General features: G+C 37.9%; 22 protein-coding genes. All 22 read right to left on the reverse strand.

The annotated features are described in order from the left end of the window. Positions 1-64 precede the first annotated feature (64 nt). The 22 genes from ypjB to AKG34_RS14845 all read right to left on the reverse strand — a co-directional run bounded on the left by ypjB (position 65) and on the right by AKG34_RS14845 (position 19,083). Entirely contained in the window at positions 65-850 is a 786-nt protein-coding gene (ypjB, locus tag AKG34_RS14735; RefSeq protein WP_053346763.1) for a sporulation protein YpjB, read from the reverse strand. A 116-nt stretch (positions 851-966) separates the two neighbouring features. After that, positions 967-1,563, reverse strand: coding sequence for a lipoprotein heptaprenylglyceryl N-acetyltransferase LhaT (lhaT, locus tag AKG34_RS14740; RefSeq protein ID WP_053346764.1), 597 nt, complete (start codon positions 1,561-1,563; stop codon positions 967-969). A gap of 181 nt (positions 1,564-1,744) precedes the next feature. Continuing rightward, complete coding sequence (locus tag AKG34_RS14745) at positions 1,745-2,512, reverse strand: menaquinol-cytochrome c reductase cytochrome b/c subunit (protein WP_053346765.1); 768 nt, start codon at positions 2,510-2,512, stop codon at positions 1,745-1,747. A gap of 55 nt (positions 2,513-2,567) precedes the next feature. After that, the gene (gene qcrB / locus AKG34_RS14750) at positions 2,568-3,242 is read right to left on the reverse strand and encodes a menaquinol-cytochrome c reductase cytochrome b subunit (RefSeq protein WP_053346766.1); all 675 of its coding nucleotides are present in this window, start codon (positions 3,240-3,242) and stop codon (positions 2,568-2,570) included. Between the two features lie 3 nt (positions 3,243-3,245). Beyond that, the gene (locus AKG34_RS14755; protein WP_053346767.1) at positions 3,246-3,752 is read right to left on the reverse strand and encodes a QcrA and Rieske domain-containing protein; all 507 of its coding nucleotides are present in this window, start codon (positions 3,750-3,752) and stop codon (positions 3,246-3,248) included. Between the two features lie 160 nt (positions 3,753-3,912). Beyond that, positions 3,913-4,374 carry a YpiF family protein gene (locus tag AKG34_RS14760; protein WP_053346768.1) on the reverse strand — a complete coding sequence of 154 codons (462 nt, stop codon included), beginning with the start codon at positions 4,372-4,374 and terminating at the stop codon, positions 3,913-3,915. Between the two features lie 161 nt (positions 4,375-4,535). Next, positions 4,536-5,087: a ReoY family proteolytic degradation factor gene (locus AKG34_RS14765; protein ID WP_053346769.1), complete on the reverse strand. Its 552-nt coding sequence runs from the start codon at positions 5,085-5,087 to the stop codon at positions 4,536-4,538. 42 nt (positions 5,088-5,129) lie between these two features. Next, complete coding sequence (locus AKG34_RS14770) at positions 5,130-6,401, reverse strand: tetratricopeptide repeat protein (RefSeq protein WP_053346770.1); 1,272 nt, start codon at positions 6,399-6,401, stop codon at positions 5,130-5,132. Positions 6,402-6,797: 396 nt separating this feature from the next. Further along, positions 6,798-8,084 carry a 3-phosphoshikimate 1-carboxyvinyltransferase gene (gene aroA, locus AKG34_RS14780; RefSeq protein ID WP_053346772.1) on the reverse strand — a complete coding sequence of 429 codons (1,287 nt, stop codon included), beginning with the start codon at positions 8,082-8,084 and terminating at the stop codon, positions 6,798-6,800. Positions 8,085-8,110: 26 nt separating this feature from the next. After that, complete coding sequence (locus AKG34_RS14785) at positions 8,111-9,214, reverse strand: prephenate dehydrogenase (protein ID WP_053346773.1); 1,104 nt, start codon at positions 9,212-9,214, stop codon at positions 8,111-8,113. A gap of 47 nt (positions 9,215-9,261) precedes the next feature. Beyond that, positions 9,262-10,374 carry a histidinol-phosphate transaminase gene (gene hisC / locus AKG34_RS14790; protein WP_053346774.1) on the reverse strand — a complete coding sequence of 371 codons (1,113 nt, stop codon included), beginning with the start codon at positions 10,372-10,374 and terminating at the stop codon, positions 9,262-9,264. 83 nt (positions 10,375-10,457) lie between these two features. Continuing rightward, positions 10,458-10,826: a chorismate mutase gene (gene aroH / locus AKG34_RS14795; protein ID WP_223305474.1), complete on the reverse strand. Its 369-nt coding sequence runs from the start codon at positions 10,824-10,826 to the stop codon at positions 10,458-10,460. A 25-nt stretch (positions 10,827-10,851) separates the two neighbouring features. Further along, positions 10,852-11,931 (reverse strand): 3-dehydroquinate synthase, encoded by a 1,080-nt coding sequence (gene aroB, locus AKG34_RS14800; RefSeq protein WP_053346776.1) that lies wholly within the window; start codon positions 11,929-11,931, stop codon positions 10,852-10,854. Positions 11,932-11,934: 3 nt separating this feature from the next. After that, entirely contained in the window at positions 11,935-13,107 is a 1,173-nt protein-coding gene (aroC, locus tag AKG34_RS14805; RefSeq protein ID WP_053346777.1) for a chorismate synthase, read from the reverse strand. 247 nt (positions 13,108-13,354) lie between these two features. Then, positions 13,355-14,128, reverse strand: a complete 774-nt coding sequence (locus AKG34_RS14810) for a CheR family methyltransferase (protein ID WP_053346778.1) — start codon at positions 14,126-14,128, stop codon at positions 13,355-13,357. 188 nt (positions 14,129-14,316) lie between these two features. Then, a complete protein-coding gene (gene ndk / locus AKG34_RS14815; protein WP_034308008.1) occupies positions 14,317-14,763 on the reverse strand; it encodes a nucleoside-diphosphate kinase in 447 nt (148 codons plus the stop codon). 96 nt (positions 14,764-14,859) lie between these two features. After that, complete coding sequence (gene hepT, locus AKG34_RS14820; RefSeq protein WP_053346779.1) at positions 14,860-15,822, reverse strand: heptaprenyl diphosphate synthase component II; 963 nt, start codon at positions 15,820-15,822, stop codon at positions 14,860-14,862. 28 nt (positions 15,823-15,850) lie between these two features. Continuing rightward, positions 15,851-16,567, reverse strand: a complete 717-nt coding sequence (locus tag AKG34_RS14825; RefSeq protein ID WP_053346780.1) for a demethylmenaquinone methyltransferase — start codon at positions 16,565-16,567, stop codon at positions 15,851-15,853. A gap of 3 nt (positions 16,568-16,570) precedes the next feature. Continuing rightward, the gene (locus AKG34_RS14830; protein WP_053346781.1) at positions 16,571-17,401 is read right to left on the reverse strand and encodes a heptaprenyl diphosphate synthase component 1; all 831 of its coding nucleotides are present in this window, start codon (positions 17,399-17,401) and stop codon (positions 16,571-16,573) included. 250 nt (positions 17,402-17,651) lie between these two features. Then, the gene (gene mtrB, locus AKG34_RS14835) at positions 17,652-17,900 is read right to left on the reverse strand and encodes a trp RNA-binding attenuation protein MtrB (protein WP_053346782.1); all 249 of its coding nucleotides are present in this window, start codon (positions 17,898-17,900) and stop codon (positions 17,652-17,654) included. 19 nt (positions 17,901-17,919) lie between these two features. Next, entirely contained in the window at positions 17,920-18,486 is a 567-nt protein-coding gene (folE, locus tag AKG34_RS14840; RefSeq protein ID WP_053346783.1) for a GTP cyclohydrolase I FolE, read from the reverse strand. Between the two features lie 324 nt (positions 18,487-18,810). Further along, on the reverse strand, positions 18,811-19,083 hold the full coding sequence (locus AKG34_RS14845; protein ID WP_034308023.1) for a non-specific DNA-binding protein Hbs: 273 nt from the start codon (positions 19,081-19,083) through the stop codon (positions 18,811-18,813). Positions 19,084-19,531: the final 448 nt, after the last annotated feature.

Below are 19,531 nucleotides of genomic sequence, written 5' to 3' on the forward strand. Positions count from 1 at the left end.
TATTACTCTCAATTCTATGGAATGAATGCTACCATGTCAAATATAGAGTTCTCTTCACTTACCTTCAATCGTTATGTTCTTTTCTAGGTTTTTCTCGATCTCCATTATATTTTCTCCAGCCGACGTAAGAAAGAGTCATTATTATAATACTGCCAGTAGTTATGATAACCCACCAAAGGGAAGGATCTGCATCGTCTTCTCCCATATCATTAAAAATAGACGTTAATTCATTTTGCAATGCATCCAGCTCTTTTTGGCTATCACTATCTCTAATTACTTCAGGACGGTATTGATTAATGTATTGAATCCTAGTATCCAGTTGCTGAATCTTTTCTTTAGAAAGGTCGACTTTCAAGCTTGGATATATCATTTCGTATTGTGAAAGGAATAAGTTCAATTGATTATTAAATGTTATTGTGTCTTGATGGATCGCGGCATCCTTTGTTTGCCTGAAGGAATTCATCATTTGATCCTCCATCTCGGTCCAAAGAGGCTGATGCGTTGACTTCACAGCATCCACAACAAGCCTAAATTTTGTAACTGAATTAACCTTCTCAGAATCTCCCTTATTCAAATCCTTTATTGTCATCAATGCTTCATTATGAGCTACAGTAATAATTCGAAGTTCGTCCATGTCAAGAATTTGTTCTTTCGCTGTCTCTTTTATAAACTGGTCAGAAAAAAACGTAAGCATCTTTTCCGAATCTCCGTATCGCTTCAACTTTGTCATTTCCAACGCTCTATCGGAAATGTTATCTAATTGCTCCAAACTTGAAGAGGATTCTGCATAGACAGGGAAATGTAAGACGACAAATAAAACAGCAATGGTTAATATGAATTTTTTCAACATGCTACTCGTCCCTCCTCATATCTCTACTAAAACGATATGAAACAAAAAACATGAGTAGACCTTGTTCATCATAAAAAGTTAACCCCGCACTCAAAAAATGAATGCGGGGCTAACTATTAGTTGATCATTGAAAGAGTAAATCGCTTTTTTCTAAAACCAAAGTACCATCCAACAAAGATAGAAAGAATGCTTAGCCAAAAGGTAAAATAGCCTATTGAATTCATATAGACCAATAAATCACGATAAATAGGCATCATTTCAAAAACGTAATCAATAATATCATTATGTATGGTCCAAATCCCTGCTAAAATCAAATGCCAAGGTTTTATTCGATAAAATGGTGAATATAAAATCCCTTGAATCGCCATACCCAAATGAGAAGCCATTAACATATAACCTTCCCAAGGCAATGTACCTGTTGTCATTAATGTCAGTATATTCATCACAACTGCCCATAAACCATATTTGAATAGGGTTATAATCGCCAATGCCTCCATAAGGCCAAAGTTTCTTTTCAAAAGAAACCCCAGTAATACAAATACAAAAAATAGGCTAGCAGTCGGGCTGTCTGGTACAAAAGCTAAAAAAATAGTCGGTGTGTTTGCTAATTGACTACCATACCAATAATATCCAAATATAGTTCCGAATATATTAACCATTAATAGCAAAAAGAGCATTTGCCGATTTGCAAGCCAGCTGTAGATAATATTCATTCTTTTTACCTCTCTTACTATTCTCAATACACCCATTTTACAGTTCCTGATCTTTAAATCCAAGTTTTCATTTCAATTTTTTATCAGATTTTTTTCAATTTTCCAATAAAAAAGCCGACAACCGTAGTCGTCAGCTTTTCCATTCGGCAGCATATGAAAGAAAATGCTGTCGATAAATACTTTATTTTGCTGTTAAACCCGAAACAAATTCAGCTAATGTTGCCAATTCTTCATCAGAACCTTTGAACATACCAGCTGGCATAGCACCTTGTCCTTTGCGAGCGATTTTAGAGATTTCTTCTGGCTTTAAACCAGTGTCAATCAAGCTCGGTGCTCCTGCTCCACCTGTTAACTCAGCTCCGTGACAACTAATACAACCACTAGCATCCATAAGTTTATAACCTTCGCTGTCTTTATCAATGTCTGCACCTTCTACTATTGCACCTTGTTTCTTAGAAGCTTCCCAGTCGTGATGGGCTGCAGACTCCCATGTCAGATAAAAAACACCAGCCATTGCTAATAACATAAAACCTACAGCAAATGGACGTTTTGCTGGACTACGCTCTGGACCACGGTCTAAAAATGGTGCCAAGAGCAATGCCCCGAATGCTAGTCCAGGTATAACGAGAGCCCCGATTGCATTATACGGACCCGATGCATAAGTATACTTAAGTAATTGGTAAAGGAATAGGAAATACCAGTCAGGTAGCGGAATATACGCTGTATCTGTCGGATCTGCTATTCTTTCTAATGGAGACGGATGTGCAATTGTTAGGCACAAATAGCCAACAAGAAATACAGCTCCGACCATCCATTCTTTTAAAAGGAAATTAGGCCAAAATGCTTCAGTTTTCCCAGGATATTCTGAATAATCTTTCGGAATATTCGGTTTACGGTTCGCGGAGATACGCGAGTCACCTACGAATTTCATACCTTTCCCACGATGCATTGAACAATCCCCTCCTTTATGAAAAGGTTTTTATGATTCTCAGTTCATAATTCTTTTATAGTGGACCTGAAATACCTTGTTTCCGGATCATCAAGAAATGAGCCGCTAGTAAAGCAAATAATGCTGCAGGCAGGAAGAATACATGAATTGCGAAGAATCGTGTTAATGTCTGTGCTCCAACTATTGTTGGATCTCCTGCTATCAATGTCTTAAGTGCTGGTCCCATTAGCGGTACCGAATCAACAATTGTCAAAGTAACCTTTGTTGCAAATAGCGCTTTCATATCCCATGGCAGTAAATAACCTGTTAATCCTAATGCCAGCATAATAAAGAAAATTAATACGCCGACCATCCAGTTCAATTCACGCGGTTTTTTGTAAGCTCCCTGGAAGAAGACACGAAGAGTATGTAAAAACATCATAACAATAACTAGACTTGCTCCCCAGTGATGCATACCACGGACAATTTGACCGAAGGCAACTTCATTTTGTAGATAATAAACAGATTCCCAAGCGTTTTTAATGTCCGGTACATAGTACATCGTCAAGAACATACCCGACAATATTTGGATGACCGTGATAAAGAAAGTTAACCCACCAAAACAATATACGAATGCAGAAAAATGATGCGCGGGGTTAACATGTTCAGGAACCTCATGGTCAGCAATATCCCGCCATAATGGCGTAATATCTAAACGCTCGTCCACCCAGTCATATAACTTTGTTAGCAATGTTTACGCCCCCCCATGCGGTTTTAATTGACCCAAATAAAGAATTCCATCTTTCTCTTTCGTGTCATAGACATCCAAAGGTGAAACCGGTGGTGTCCCTTTCACGTTCACACCATCTTTCGTGTACCTGCCATAATGACAAGGACAGAAAAATTGATTCGGATTAGACTTATCCGTATTCCATGCTACCGTACAGCCTAAATGTTTACAAATTGGAGATAAAGCAACGATATTACCGTCTTCCATTTTATAAACCCAAGCTGTATTTGTTTCTTCAGACTCATACCACCCGTCGACCTGCTTAAAACTAAAGTCAACACGGGTTGGTTCGGTAGTCAGTTCACTTACCTTTTGTTTAGTTGCAATGTAATCCCCGCCTTTATCTGCTGATAATACTGGATCAATTGCAAACCTAACCATAGGCATCAACATACCGGCCGCCATAAATCCACCAACGCCAGTAAGTGTGTAATTAAGGAATTGACGTCGTGAAACATTATGCTTGCTCATGCGTTTTCCCCCCCTCTATTACTATACTGAGAGCCCAAAGGACCAATAAATAGCAACACTATAAAACTAGGACATTTCCATGATATCTCAATAATTTACCAAGGTCAATATTTGTAAAACCCAAAAGGTGGCAACTATGTGTCAAATAATGCGAAAAATCCTACTTTTTTTCATTTTTCCAATTATAAGTGAAAATATCAAGGATCTGGAGAACTTGCTGGTTAATCATTTCCCTGGCTTGGTTATTTTCTAGGGTTTCAAGAGGGATGGCTGGAATCCATACTAAATTATGTTCTAATTCCCGCTCTTCCTTTTTCCATTCAATATCTGATGTAAGAAAAAAAATATGTTTAAAATTATTTTCTTTCACTTTGTTGGTCCAACGCTTTAATAAATCAATCTTATCCTCCTCATCACTCAAATAATGAAAAGTTGGCATTAAAAGAATTCTTCCTTTCATCTGCTTTTCAATTTCCGAGCTTAAAATGGTAAGAAATTCATTCATTGAACCAGTTTGCTTAATTTGACTTCCAAATGTTATGGGAATCAATGGAATTAAAACCGTATCCACATACTCTTTTGACTGGATATACATATCCAGATCTTTTGCTGTCCACTTCATATTTTTTCTTCACTCCCGATTTATTAAATCAACTCCTTATCATTTTACCATTTTTTTATTACATCTTTACCATATATCTATAGTCTTTACAAAAATGTGGATTTTATCAGCGTTTTATAAAAAATAAAAACCTTTCCTGATTACGGAAAGGTCGTTTTAGTTCATCCAAGTACTTTTAATTGATTTAGTTGTTCGGTTAAGTTCTTAAATGCCTGTTCGTCATGTTTATCGAGCGCTTCATCAATTTCCTTAAGTAGACGATCCCTTTGGAAATACAGCATACTTTTTTCCAAAAATTGCTCAGCCAGCAGCTGATCTTTTTCATTTGCAGCCGTGGATTTCGGCATGAAAGGGTTATTCTCAAGCACTGCTGCGTACTGATATGAAGAATAAGCGGATTTAAAATTGAGTTGAATATAAATATCTTCATCCCGGTTTAAGCGGATATCATGAAAAGATTTCTCTGCATCGGTCGTCATAATATTGGACTTATAGAACCTAAAAGGAACCTCTTCTACACAATGTGTCGACATAATTAATCCGCGTGGACAATATTGTGCATTTTCTACAAAATGAACCTTTTTCATTAATTGATCATGACTCATTAAATAATTTAATATCCAAACACATTCTCTTCTTTTCAGTTGATAATGATTTAAAAACCACCGAATAAAATCCTTTTTCTCATTCACAGAAACAGGGGCAGCCACCATGAATTCCCTCCTCTGTCTTGATATTTTTTTATTTTCTCTTATCTACAATTCCTCTGGACTTTCACCAAGCCGTTCCAAAATCATCACATACTCATCGTTTGCTGGGTTTAGCTCAAGCAGCTTATTAAATACTTCTCTAGATGTGGTTCTGTCTCCTTCTTCAATTAAAAAGAAACCATAGTTTTCAAGAAAGTCTGGATTGTTCTTGAATGAATTATATGCTTTATGATAGCAGGTTAATGACTCTTTAAATTGTTCGGTGTGTTGATAACATACGGCAGCTATCCATTCAAACTGCGGATCATCCTCACCGTATCTTCTAACCTCGCCAATACACTCTAAGATATCTTCATATCTTTCGTGATGCATATACAGTTTCAAAAGAGTAAGTGCAGCTTCCAAATAGCCGGGATCAATGGCAAGAGCCTCTTTGAATAAATTTTCTGCTTCACTATCGAGTCCGCTTTTTAAGGCTATTTTACCACCGAAGAAATAAAGCTCCTTATTGAATTCATCAGCCTTGATACCTTCTTTGACCGTTTTCAAAGCATTTTCCAAATCTTCAAGATGTTCATAACTCTTAGCCAAGTATAAATATAGGGAATGATATTCATGATCCAATTCCTTCAATTCGATAAACTTACGCACGGCGGTTTCATAAAGACCTGCTTGAAAAGCTGTAAATGCATACTCAAATAACGTATTTATTTCGAGCCCGTCATTTAGAGCCTTTTCAAAGTACGGAAGGGCCTCCTCAAACTTCCCAGAGCTGCTTAATGCTTCAGCTAGTCGTTGATTGACATTAACTCCAGCAATTTCTTGTTCCTGTTCCAAAACCTTTATGTAATTTGCAATGGCTTCCTGGTCTCTTCCTTGATGATAGAACAGTTCACCTAGTGCAAAATCAATGATGATCTCATCTGGTAGTATTCCCTTTGCCTGCAACAATTTTCGCTCACTGACCTCATCCATCCCCTGTAATTGATAAAGGTCTGCTTCCAAAAGCAATGCACTGGGATATACTTCATCATCTACACTTACTTTTTCAAGCATTAACATCGCTTCATCTTCTTGATCCATATCAATCAAAATTTCAGCTAATGAAACAATCAATTCTCCTTCATCAGGATATAGTTCTAGTAGATGCTCAAAAAGATCTTTTGCCTCCTCTACAAAACCAAGCTGGAGCATTTCTTCAGCCAGCATCAAAATGTCCTCGGCTGACTCTGATGATTTAATTCGATTTATATGTTTAAGAGCTTCTGTTAATTCCCCTTTTTTTAAATGCTGAATAACTTGATCTACTGTGTTCATTGCTGTTTCCTTCCTTTTTGCATAATAAACTTAGTCTCTAGACAAACACTCTCACGTGATAGTGTTATATTCTCTTCCATAAAGTACAAAATGTTGCATCTAATCGTGAGGTGCATAGTAAAAACAGTATTCATTAGTTTACCATACTGCAGCCCTGTATTCCATTGATGAAATTCTCCCCCCATTCTTATTAAAAAAAGGTTAATAGTTAATTCTCCATACAAAGGTAAATCTCCTTTTTGGTGATAATCGCCTTTTTAATAATTTTAAGGAGTTATTATTAGAAAAGAGGCCGTTATGATAGCGCTTTCAACAATTCCGAGAGATTAATCTAAGAAAAAAAAAATATAAAAAAGTCTGCAGACTCTAATAAGGTCTGCAAACTTCTTTAAATCTTTACTGTATTAAATGAGTCAAATGCTCAAAAAATTGTGGATATGAGACATCAATTGCATCCGGATCCTCAAGTTCCACTTTCCCATCAGTGATCAATGCTGCTACAGCCAGCATCATCCCAATACGGTGGTCTCCATGGCTTGTAACCGTGCCACCATTTAGTGCTTTTCGTCCCTTGATAATTAAGCCGTCTACAGTCGGCGTTATATCCGCTCCAAGGATGGAAAGCTCGTTGGCTACCGTATCAATTCGATTGGTCTCTTTCACTTTAAGCTCTGCTGCGTCCTTGATCGTCGTTATTCCTTCCGCCTGGGTGGCCAAAAGTGCAATAACTGGTATCTCATCGATTAGGCGAGGAATTAAATCACCGCTGATCGTTGTTCCTTTTAAACGAGAGCTTCTGACAGTAATATCGCCTGCCGGTTCACCTTCGCTCGATTTCTTCTCGACCGTTATATCTGCCCCCATCGCTTTCATAACTTCGATGATACCTGTTCTTGTCGAATTAAGGCCCACATTCTTCAGAACAATTTCACTATTTTCTGTAATTGCAGCAGCCACCATAAAGAACGCTGCAGAAGAAATATCTCCAGGCACATGAATATTGGTTCCTTTGAACACTTGGTTGCCTTTTACTTTTATCGTTTGACCGTCTTTTTCGATTTCCCCGCCAAACTGCTTGATCATTCGTTCCGTATGATCACGAGTCTCTTCCGGTTCGACAATGATTGTCTCCCCTTCTGCCTGCAAGCCTGCAAGGAGAATAGCTGATTTGACTTGTGCGCTTGCCACAGGCAATTTATAGCGAAACCCTTGTAATTTACCACCCCTTATGAAAAGCGGCGTGTATTCGGCTCCTTTCCGGCCATCAATGTGTGCTCCCATCTGACTGAGAGGATTGACTACTCGGGTCATCGGGCGTTTAGCTATTGATTCGTCACCTACTAACACAGCCGAAAAATCCTGGCCAGCCAAAATGCCCATCATTAATCTGATCGTAGTACCAGAATTTCCGACATCAAGTACTTCACGTGGCTCCGTCAAACCATTAAAACCTTTGCCTTCAATACGGACCTGCTGCCCATCTTGTTCAATGTTTACTCCAAGCTGTTTAAAACAGGAAATAGTACTTAAACAATCTGCTCCAGGCAGAAAATTAGTAACTGTCGTTTCACCCTCGGCAAGGGCTCCGAACATAATCGAACGATGGGAGATAGACTTATCTCCTGGTACAGCAATTGCACCACGTAATGATTGAATGTTCGTTTTTAAACTTTTTGTATTCATACAATCATCCTTCGACTATTATTTTATTATGCCAGAATTGTTTCATATTCTGTATGTCTTGAAATACATTCCGATGCTTTAATACGGTCTACATCCGTTTGGAAGCTGATAACTAGAACACCGTATATTTCTTCCCTAGTTTCAATAATTCTTATGTTTGTTAAACTGATTCCTTCTTGAGCTAAATATCCGGTAATTTCAGAAATTACACCAGCATAATCCGGTACATCGATATATAAATCATAAAAAGCAGGGATTGCGCCTTTCGCATGGGTTGGCAAATCATCTCTAAAAGTCTTTGCATCCTTAAAGAAACGCAGAATCTCTTCACTATCTTCATTTTCTACAAGCTCTTTGACATTCTCCATTTCCTTCAGCCAATCATTCATTAATACCAGTAACACATCACGATTATGTAACAAAATGTCACGCCACATTTCCGGACTGCTTGAGGCAATTCTCGTAATGTCTCGGAATCCCCCAGCTGCAAGTCTAGAGATCAGCTCATTTTCCTTACTATATGTCTCTGCCTGTTTAACCAACCCGGAAGCGACGATATGTGGAAAATGGCTGATTACTCCTGTCAGTCTATCGTGGGTACTAGGTGTTACTACCAAAAAGTTCGCTCTTGTGCCAATTAACCATTCTTTTAACTGCTCTATTTTACCTTCTTCTACAGTTTCATCTGGAGTAAGTAAATAAAACGCATTCTCAAATAAATGTAGTTTGGCAGCCCCTGCACCGCTTTTATGAGACCCAGCCATAGGGTGACCACCGATGAAGGCCACACCTTTATCTATCAATGGTCTTGCCGCTTTTACGACTTTATCCTTTGTACTTCCCGCATCAGAAATGAGGACATCTCTTTTCAAATCCAAATCAGCTAATTTCGCTAAAATCTGGACGGTTTCATTTACGGGAACTGCCAGCAGAATTAAGTCAGCGTCACACGCTCCCGCTTCAAGAGAAGATACTGAATCATCAATGATTCCCAGCAGCCTTGATAGTTGAATATTCTTTTCGCTTAGATCAATTCCAACAATCACAGCTTCAGGATGTGCATGGCGTACAGCCATTGCCAAAGATCCACCAATTAGGCCTAGACCTATTACAAAAACCTTTCCCTTCACACTTTTCCCCCCCGCTTCTTTTTGCTCCTCTATGCTTGCTGAAACGATTAAAGAAGGGAATTAGAAGGCGTAGCATCTTCATTTAAGAAAGATTTGATAGCGTTAATCATTCCTTCATTTTCTTCTGTTGAACCAATCGTTACACGCAGACTGTTCGGGAAACCGAACGATTTTCCAGACCTTGCAATGTATCCACGCTCTAGCAAATATTGAAATACTACATCCGCATCCTGTTTGAAATGTATGAAAATAAAATTACCTTGTGATGGGTAATAAGCTAGATTTTCCTTACTACAAAACTCATAATATTGATTGAGTCCTTTTTGGTTCTCAGTATTACACTTTTCAATGAAGGCTTGATCTTCCAGAGCAACAATAGCAATCTTTTGTGCGAAAGTATTGACATTGAATGGTTCTCGGGATGGGTCGAGCTTCTGAATAATATCATCATCTGCCAATCCGTACCCGACCCTAAAACTGGCAAGACCATAAATTTTTGAAAATGTTCGAAGTATAATTAAATTCTTAAATTTATTGATCCATTGATTTGTTTTCGGGTAATCCTCAGCCACTGCATATTCACAATAGGCTTCATCCAATACGACAAGAACATCATTCGGTACCTTTTCAATGAATGTTAATAAATCCTGTTCCGGAATGTATTTTCCTGTTGGATTATTAGGTGTACAAACCCAGACAACAGCAGTGTTCTCATCTATCGCTTTTAGCATACCTTCTAAATCATGTGCTCCGTCAATATGAGGAACTTCTCTGATTTCCGCGCCTTCAAGTGTAGCATTATGGCGATACTGCGAAAACGTGCCTGTTGCCATGACGGTGTTTTTACCAGCTCCCAATAGGCTTCTAGAAATGATTTGAATGTTCTCATCAGACCCATTTCCAAAAATAAGCTGTGTTTCTTTTACACCTGTATGCTTTGCAACAGCTTCTCTAAGCAATGTTGCATATCCATCCGGATAGATAGCAAAAGAATGGGTTGAGTTCTTAACGCTTTCTCTGACCTTTTCAGAACAACCAAAAGGATTTTCATTTGAAGCTAATTTCGTGATTTTTTCAAGACCGTACATTTTTTTTACTTCATCGGTTGATTTCCCAGGTTGATAAGACTTCAACGAAAGGACCGCATCATTCCACTTCATGTCATTCACCTCTATATTTTTATCACTTTAAAGTAAGAAAGTGTGAGAATAGTATATCATATTCTTTTTCCTAAAATCTTATCTTATATTTTATTTGTCAAATCCGGCCGCAATACGACAGCTCCTGCTTGATAAACATGTTGTATCTCTTTTTGAGATTTTGTTGTATTTACATGAATCATTACCCGTATACAAGATGGAAGGGAGTTGCTTACTGGTATTTCTTGCATGCACGTTACTGGCACATATGTCCAACCCTCAAATTTACGTAGGGCTTTGGCTGGAAAGACAGAGCGTATCTCATCCGTTGCAGAAAAAAATACAGAGGCAACCATATCAGGATCAATCTCGTTGACCCGAATGATTTCTGCCATCAACTGCTCAACAGCAGCAATCACTTCCATTTCTGTGTCCTTCTCTACTGTTGTTGCGCCCCTTATTCCTCTTATCACACACAGTTCCCCCATTTCCTGTATTTTATTTCATTTCAATCATTTCCTCTATCAGCACAGAGTCGGCTATATCCATTAATAATGGAGACCCCAATTGTTTAAGCAAGACAAAGGTAGCACCTTCATTGATTGATTTTTTGTCTGTTTTCATTAAATTAAGTAAAGTTTCTTTTTCAAGTTGTAAAGGAATGGTTGTTTGATAACCTAAAGAAGATACCCAATTAATAAACTCGTCAAGTTTAAAATCAAGACCCTGTTCTCTACTGCTTAATTTAAGAGCATATACCATCCCGATTAAAATGGATTCACCATGCGTAAAGTTTCCATATCCCATAGAGCCTTCCACAGCATGTCCAAGTGTATGACCGAAATTTAAAAAGGCACGAATCCCCATTTCTTTTTCATCTTCTTCGACAATGGACGCTTTTATGCCAATACCTTTTGTAATCATCGTTAAAAATTGCTCATCTGTTATATTATTCAAATCAACAATATTCGACTTTAACCACCGATAAAACTCTTTATCTGCTATCAAGGAATGTTTAATGACTTCAGCAAAACCCGACCGTAATTCTTGAAGTGGGAGAGTCTGCAAAAATTCAAGATCATATATGACTGCTTCTGGCTGATGAAAGGCCCCAATCATATTTTTTCCAAGAGGGTGATTGATGGCAACTTTGCCGCCCACAGCACTATCATGGGCGAGCAGAGTCGTCGGAACCTGGATAAATGGAATCCCTCTCATAAAAGTAGCCGCAACAAATCCAGCCAGATCACCGACTGCACCACCACCAAGGGCGATAATCAATGACTTGCGATTAAGTTGTTGAGATAAGCAATAGCTTTGGCATTCATAAAACACTTCAAACGTTTTAGCATGCTCTCCTTCCGGTACAACATAGTGCAGGACCGGTTTTCCCGTCTTAATCAGAGCTTTTTTCACAGTTTGTAAATGAAGTTCAGCTACTTTCTCATCGGTTATAATCAAAATCTTATTTAGTTGATTTAATTCATGTGTTATAAAATCGGGCAGCTCGTTAATCGCCTGTTTACCGATTAAAACTGGATATTGCTTGGAAGCCGTTTTTATTTGCATGGATTCCATAGTTTAAAACTCCTTTACTTCTTCCCGATAAGAGTTCATGTATTCTGCCAATTGCTCATAACGATCTGAAGGGAATTGATCAACAATCGCTGCTGCAAGTTCCCAAGCCACTACAGCCTCGGCAACAACAGCAGCAGCAGGAACTGCACAGCTATCGGAACGTTCGACACTTGCTTCAAATACTTCCTTAGTATCAATATCAACACTTTTCAACGGCTTATATAAAGTAGGAATTGGCTTCATAACGCCACGAACAATAATCGGCATTCCAGTTGTCATACCGCCTTCAAAACCGCCAAGGCGATTGGTTTTACGGTAATAACCATTTTCTTTGTCCCAAGCAATTTCATCATGAACATCACTGCCAAAACGATGGGCCGCTTCAAACCCAAGACCTATTTCTACCCCTTTAAACGCATTAATACTCATAATCGCTGCTGCAAGCTTTGCATCTAGTTTACGGTCATAATGAACATAACTTCCTACGCCCACTGGCATTCCTTCTACAATGACTTCAACGATGCCGCCAATCGAATCCCCTTTTTGTTTCGCTTCATCAATTGCATCTTTCATCTGCTGCTCTACGTTTTTATCAAAACATCTGACTGAAGATTCTTCCGTAACTTGCTGTAATTGCTGAATTGTTTCATATTGTGGTGGCTCAGCCTTTATTCCACCAATTTCCAATACGTGTGAAGCCACTTCAATCCCCAATAACGACAATAACTTTTTAGCGACAGCACCGGCAGCAACCCTTACAGTCGTTTCACGGGCTGAAGAACGTTCCAATACGTTTCTTAAATCACGATGCCCATATTTAATACCGCCGTTCAAATCTGCATGACCAGGACGAGGACGAGTAATTTTACGTTTGATCTCTTCAGCTTCTTCCTCTGAAAGTCCTTCACTTCCCATAATTTTAGTCCAATGTTTCCAGTCGTCATTCTCAACAACTAAAGCAACCGGTGACCCTAGTGTGTAGCCATGTCTGATTCCCGAAGATATAAAAGCCTGATCTTTCTCAATCTGCATTCTTCGTCCACGACCATGCCCTTTTTGCCGGCGTCCTAACTCTTCATTAATATCCTCATTCGTAATCGGCATCCCTGCCGGTAATCCCTCAATAATAGTAGTCAGCTGCGGACCATGTGATTCTCCCGCTGTTAAATATCTCATCTTCCAGCCCCCTTTTAGCACTTTAAAGTGTATATGTATCAATATACCACAATTTTATGAAATGTGGGTATATGTAAAACGTAAAAACCTTTGTTGTTTGAATTTATTCACTTTTCATTTTATTTTACATGTTCTTCAACATTTTCGATATAGTTTAATCTCTCTTATCATAGACATACAGTCTCTGTTTTTTCATAGCAAGTAAAACGAAAAAGGACTGAATGCATTATCAGCCCTTGTATACTATTTACCTTTTTTTATAAAAAAATGTGTCCATCGTTTCAAACTCATATTTTCCGGGATTAAATATTTGCTCTGTACTTCCTACAAAAAACACTCCCCCACTTTTCAATGACGTACTGAATTTATCATATAAAAGACTTTTGGCATCTTCAGTGAAGTAAATTAAAACATTCCTGCATACGACTAAGTCAAATTCTTGATCAAATCGATCTGCAAGAAGATTATGTTTCTTAAATGTGACTCTTCGCTTAATTTCATCATCAACGCGATAAAAATCCTCTTCTTTTATAAAGTATTGCTTTTTTATATCAGCAGGTACTTCATTCAAGGAACGGTCAGGGTAAACTCCCAATTTCGCACGTGCTAATACATTCTCATCTAAATCCGTCGCTAGTATCTCTATCTGGCTTAAGGGAACAAGATTAGATAAAATCATTGCAATCGTGTACGGTTCTTCACCAGTTGAACAGGCTGCGCTCCATATTTTCAACCTTTTTTGGCCTTCTAATAAAGAGGGAAGAATTTTTTTCTCCAATACTTCCCATCTTTTCGCGTTTCGATAAAACTCTGAAACATTAATTGTCATTCTGTCTAAAAATTCATTTAAAACGTTGGGACTTGTTTGAATGTCTTTATAATATTCACGAAATGAGTGATAACCTCTTTTTTCATAAAGTGAAGTGAGGCGCCGTTTCATTTGTCCTTCCTTATATAATGACAAATCAATGCCTGTCAACATTTTGATTTTTCGAATAAACTCTTCATATTCTTGAGGCATACCTACGACTCCCTTTGTTTTAAGTAGTTCTTCTCTTTATATATCGGAGAGGGCTGAAAATTCTTAAAAAAACAGTTTTTACGACCAGTGACAGTTAAAATTGTCAAGGATTCAAAAAAAAAAAAAAAAGCGGGTACTATCGCATAAGGGCGACAGAACCCGCTTTTTTAAAATTTATTAACTAACTATTAATAAACCCACTCGTTAACAAGTTTAGAATATTCAACAAGTTCTTCTTCTTTGAAGAATAAACCGATTTCACGAACAGCACTTTCAGCTGAATCTGATCCGTGAATGATGTTTTTGCCTACAGTTACTGCAAAATCTCCACGAATTGTAGCTGCTGCTGCATCTTTAGGATTAGTAGCGCCCATCATTTGACGTGCAGTTGCGATTACATTTTCACCTTCCCAAACCATTGCGAAGACAGGACCTGAAGTGATGAAGTCCACTAATTCGCCAAAGAAAGGACGTTCTTTGTGCTCACCATAATGTTGCTCAGCTAGCTCTTGAGAGATAACCATTAATTTTGCTCCTGCTAGAAGGAAGCCTTTCTTTTCAAAGCGGGAAACGATTTCACCGATTAAATTACGTTGAACGCCGTCAGGCTTTACCATTAAAAATGTTCTTTCCATAATTGTCACTCCTAATATGTATCATTGTTATTTGCCTATATAAGGCAATCCTTTTAGAATATTACCATTGTTTGATGAGTTTCGCAACTCCAAGTCCTAAAACTTTCTTTTTCCGATATTTTTCGCTATATCAGATAATGTTTTCCTTGCTTTAATAGCAGGAAGACCTTTCAACTCGGAAAAAGCTTTTTCTAAATACATGTCACTGATTCTAGCAGCTTGCTCAATGGCGCCTGAAGATTTGATAGCATTGATTATATGGGTCATTTCGTCTTTAGACGTATCTTCCCGAACTGTTTCGATAAGCCTTTTCAACTTTGGATCTTCCATCGCAATCAATACTGGTAAAGTAATGTTTCCTTGAATCAAATCGCTTCCAGCCGGTTTCCCAAGTTCCTCTTCCGAAGCCGTAAAATCCAAGATATCATCAGTAATTTGATATGACATCCCGACATAATAACCAAATTTAAATAGCTTTTGATGAATTTTCTCATCTACACCCGCTGAAATAGCTCCCAACTGGCAGCTAGAAGCAATGAGTAATGCTGTCTTTCGTTTGATTCTTCGGAAATAAATCCGCCAATTTTGATTAAAATTGTATTTATCTTTAATTTGCTCGATTTCTCCAAGGCATAGTTCAACCATAGTATCCGCGAGAATTTGATGCGCAAGCGGCGACTCAATTACTGCCATCATTTCTAGTGCCCGTGCAAAAATGAAGTCGCCTGTATACATGGCGACACGATTATCCCATTTTGATTTTATAGTTGCAGATCCCCTGCGTAAGTCCGCATCATCAACAACATCATCGTGTACGAGAGAAGCAGTATGGATTAATTCCAATGTTGCTGCAACATGCTTTACGACATGAATATCATAATCGCCAAACTTCGCACCCAAAAGGACGAATACCGGACGAATTCGTTTTCCGCCGGATTGCAGTAAATGCAGTGAAGCTTCCCTTAAAACAGTGGAGTCTGCTTCAATTGCGGCTTCTAGTTCTTTTTCTATTAATTGCAAATCTGTATTCAAAAAGGAATACATCATTTTAAATTTCATACATTTCACCCAGCTTTGTCCATTGCTATTATGCTTTATTTGAAGGCTTGTACCCGAAATGTGTTGCTGCAACACCACCGAAATGGGCCTTGTAACTGACATTTTCCATTCCTGCCTGTTTGAACATACTTTCAAGCTTTTTCATGCCCGGGAAATCGCGCGCAGATTCCTGCAGCCATGAATATTCGTTATAGCTTTTAGCGAATAGTTTGCCAAACACGGGCATTATGAAACGGAAATAAAAATAATAGCCCTGTTTAAATCCAAGCATTGTTGGCTGTGAGGTATCGAGGCAAACAACCATTCCACCCGGCTTGACAACACGGTTTAACTCTTTGAGCACTTGCATGTAATCAGGAACATTCCGCAGCCCGAAACCGATTGTGACATAATCAAAGCTATTATCCTCAAAAGGAAGTTCCATTGCATTCCCATGCATAAGAGAAACTTGATCTAACTTGAGTTCATTCACCTTTTGTTCGCCGATTTTCAGCATATTTTTACTAAAATCCAGACCAACAACCTTTCCTTCAGGTCCTACTTCATTAGCAAGGGCAATGGTCCAGTCCGCTGTTCCACAGCATACATCAAGTGCATGGGCGCCTTTTGGGACTTTCATTATAGCCATTGTAGCCTTCCGCCATTTAAGATGCTGCTTAAAGCTGATGAGGGAATTCATCTTGTCATAATTACCGTAAATCTTTTCAAAAACATGATGAACTTTTTGCTCTTTAGACTGCTCCATGACTCACCCTTCTTTCACGTAAGAAATTGCTTCACTCTCTGTTTGTTTCAAGATTACGTTTACTCTTTGAAGTAAATCGTCATTCTTAGTTACTAGCTTCTGCATCGAAAGCTTTACGGATTGCCTGGCATCCCTCAGACACTTATCAAATTGAGTCCGTATCTGTGCTTCCTTTTCTGAAGTTAGAACATCATTACTATTCGAATCATCAAAAGATATGTCTCTTAAGACATCAAAAACTACCGATTGACCTGACTTAAGATAGTTTCTCATCTCAGCATGCAGCCGATTCAAAAGAAGCAGGTCTTCTGAAATGTCAATCCAGGCAGGCTGATTATAATAATCAGCCAATTTATAAATCAGCGAAGCCTCGATCGCTTTAATTGTCGTTATAAGCGTTGGAACATCCTTAATGGACCGTTGTTGATAAAGAATGATCTTATGATCATTTATTGTTTTTATGGCGCTTGATAGTATACGAATCATCTCAACATTACCAACACCGGCAAGCCCTTGATAGTATAAGCCACTATAATAATCACCAGCAAGTACTTGTAATTGCCGATTTTTCAATTCCTCAGGCAACTCTATTCCTTCGCCCGAATTTGACACTATTTCATGGGTATCAAGAGCTATTTGCACTAGCATAGTTGAAATAATGTATTGATTCCGTTCTTCGCTTAAAACGTCCAAATCGTTAAACAATCCCCAAAGCAATAACAGTTTATCGTCGTCTAAGCTTGGCTTTTGAATATATTTCAATAAATATGGATGTTGAGCTTTGGTTTCTATTAATTGTTTTAATTGCCTTAAGTCGTTCGTTATGTTTAACAATTGAGATCACCCTTGCATCCCCGAAAGATAATTTTTTTTCATACATATTGGTTTCTGTCTGTGTAAAATACACATTATTATACCATAAAAACAATCAGATGAAATGGACAACGTTTATAAAATGAAACTTCCATAAATAAGGAAACCATCGTCTTATGTTCATTCAAAAAATGGATGCGGGAAATTTACAGCTTGTTAAAACGCGATATCAGGTGATTGATTTAAAACATAACCAATTAGGGACAAGATTTTACTTGTCAGAAGGATTCTTTTTCGAATCACTTTCAACCTCACCGAATGGAGTATAAATCTTTGCATGTCCTCTGATTTTAATCGCAGAAGTGTGCTCTGTGAATTGTGCGATCATCACTTCCCCTGAATCGAGTTTTTCAGAGTGATGAAACTTAGTATCCGTTCCTCTAGTTAAACCGATGACATTTACACTATCCTCAATAGCTTTAATTACCACAAAATCATTCAAGATCTTTTTTTCATTCATTTTCTAACCCCCTATATCCTTAGTCTTTAATGAATGCCAGTACTTCAGCTCTTGTACGATGATCCTTAGCAAAAGTTCCTCTCACAGCTGAAGTCACTGTTTTAGACCCGGGTTTTTTGACACCTCTCATTGTCATACACATATGTTCAGCCTCTACTACCACCATGACACCATGAGGTTCAAGCTTTTCCATTATGGAGTCCGCTACTGTTGAGGTGATGCGCTCTTGAAGTTGTGGACGCTTTGAAACCGCCTCTACAGCTCGGGCTAACTTACTTAAGCCGGTAACTTTCCCGTTTTTCGGGATATATGCTACATGAGCTTTTCCATAAAAAGGCACTAAATGATGTTCACAGACTGAGTAAAATGGGATATCTTTTACAAGGACAAGTTCCTCATGGTCTTCTCCAAAAACAGTATCAAAATATTCTTTTGGATCCTGAGTAAGTCCTGAAAAAATTTCTTCATACATTCTTGCTACACGGCCAGGGGTATCAAGCAGTCCTTCTCTAGTAGGGTCTTCCCCAACAGCCTCAAGAAGCATTTTCACCGCTTCTTCAATTTTGGCATGGTCAACATTAGCCATTTAAACTTACCTCCTAAAAATAAATAAAATAGTATGTATTCAGAAAAAAATGCATGGCGTTTCACCCTGACATTCATATTTCCTATTTTTAAAGCAACCTAAGCTTAACTGAAATGTATTAGCTTAAAGCGACCTCTAAACTTAGTTTTGTCGTGATTGATTTTTTCATAATGGTATATCCTTTTGAATAAATTTATCAAAATCAACTTTTCTAAAATATTCACTGTCTTTTATATTATCACAGATAGAAATTAAGAAGCAAAAAAAGGGCCGCGTTTGCACGCGGCCCTTTTTCCGGTTAAGCACCCGTATGTAATGGTAGAGTTACTTCACTGCATCTTTAAGTGCTTTACCAGGTTTGAAAGCTGGCACTTTGCTAGCTGCAATTTCAATTTCGTCACCAGTTTGTGGGTTACGACCTTTACGAGCCGCACGTTCACGAACTTCAAAGTTACCGAAACCAATTAATTGGACTTTATCACCGTTTTTTAGAGCTTCTAAGATTGTATCAAAAACAGCATCAACAGCTTTTGTAGCGTCTTTCTTAGAAATTTCAGTTGCTGTAACAACTTCATTAATCAATTCTGTTTTGTTCATGCCATTCACCTCCTCCCAAAAGGATCTTTATAAAAAATCATTATTACAACACAATAATAGTGATTTGATATTAGTTTCGGTCAAAAATTTTCATTCCCTGATAATCAGGGTTTACCCAGCTGAAATAATTTCCCAAAAAATGCACCTAGAAATTTTAAAATAGGTTGAAATCGCTGATATAACGCGTTTTCTGTATGTAGATTATCACAAATCCTATTAGCTTAGCAAGGGAATTCAAAAAATAATGGGAATCTTTTCATAAATAATTGTATATATTATAAATTTTGTCTTTCGCTATTCATCATTTCCCTTTTTTATAGAAATTAAACTTGTTATATTACTGAAAATCGCATAACCATAGGCTTTTAGCAATTATACTGAAAAAACAACCAGGTTTTCAATAAAGAAACTCCCTTCAAGAGATATTTTTCTTAGAATATAATTGTTT

The organism is Peribacillus butanolivorans (assembly GCF_001273755.1).
Lineage (GTDB): Bacteria > Bacillota > Bacilli > Bacillales > DSM-1321 > Peribacillus > Peribacillus butanolivorans.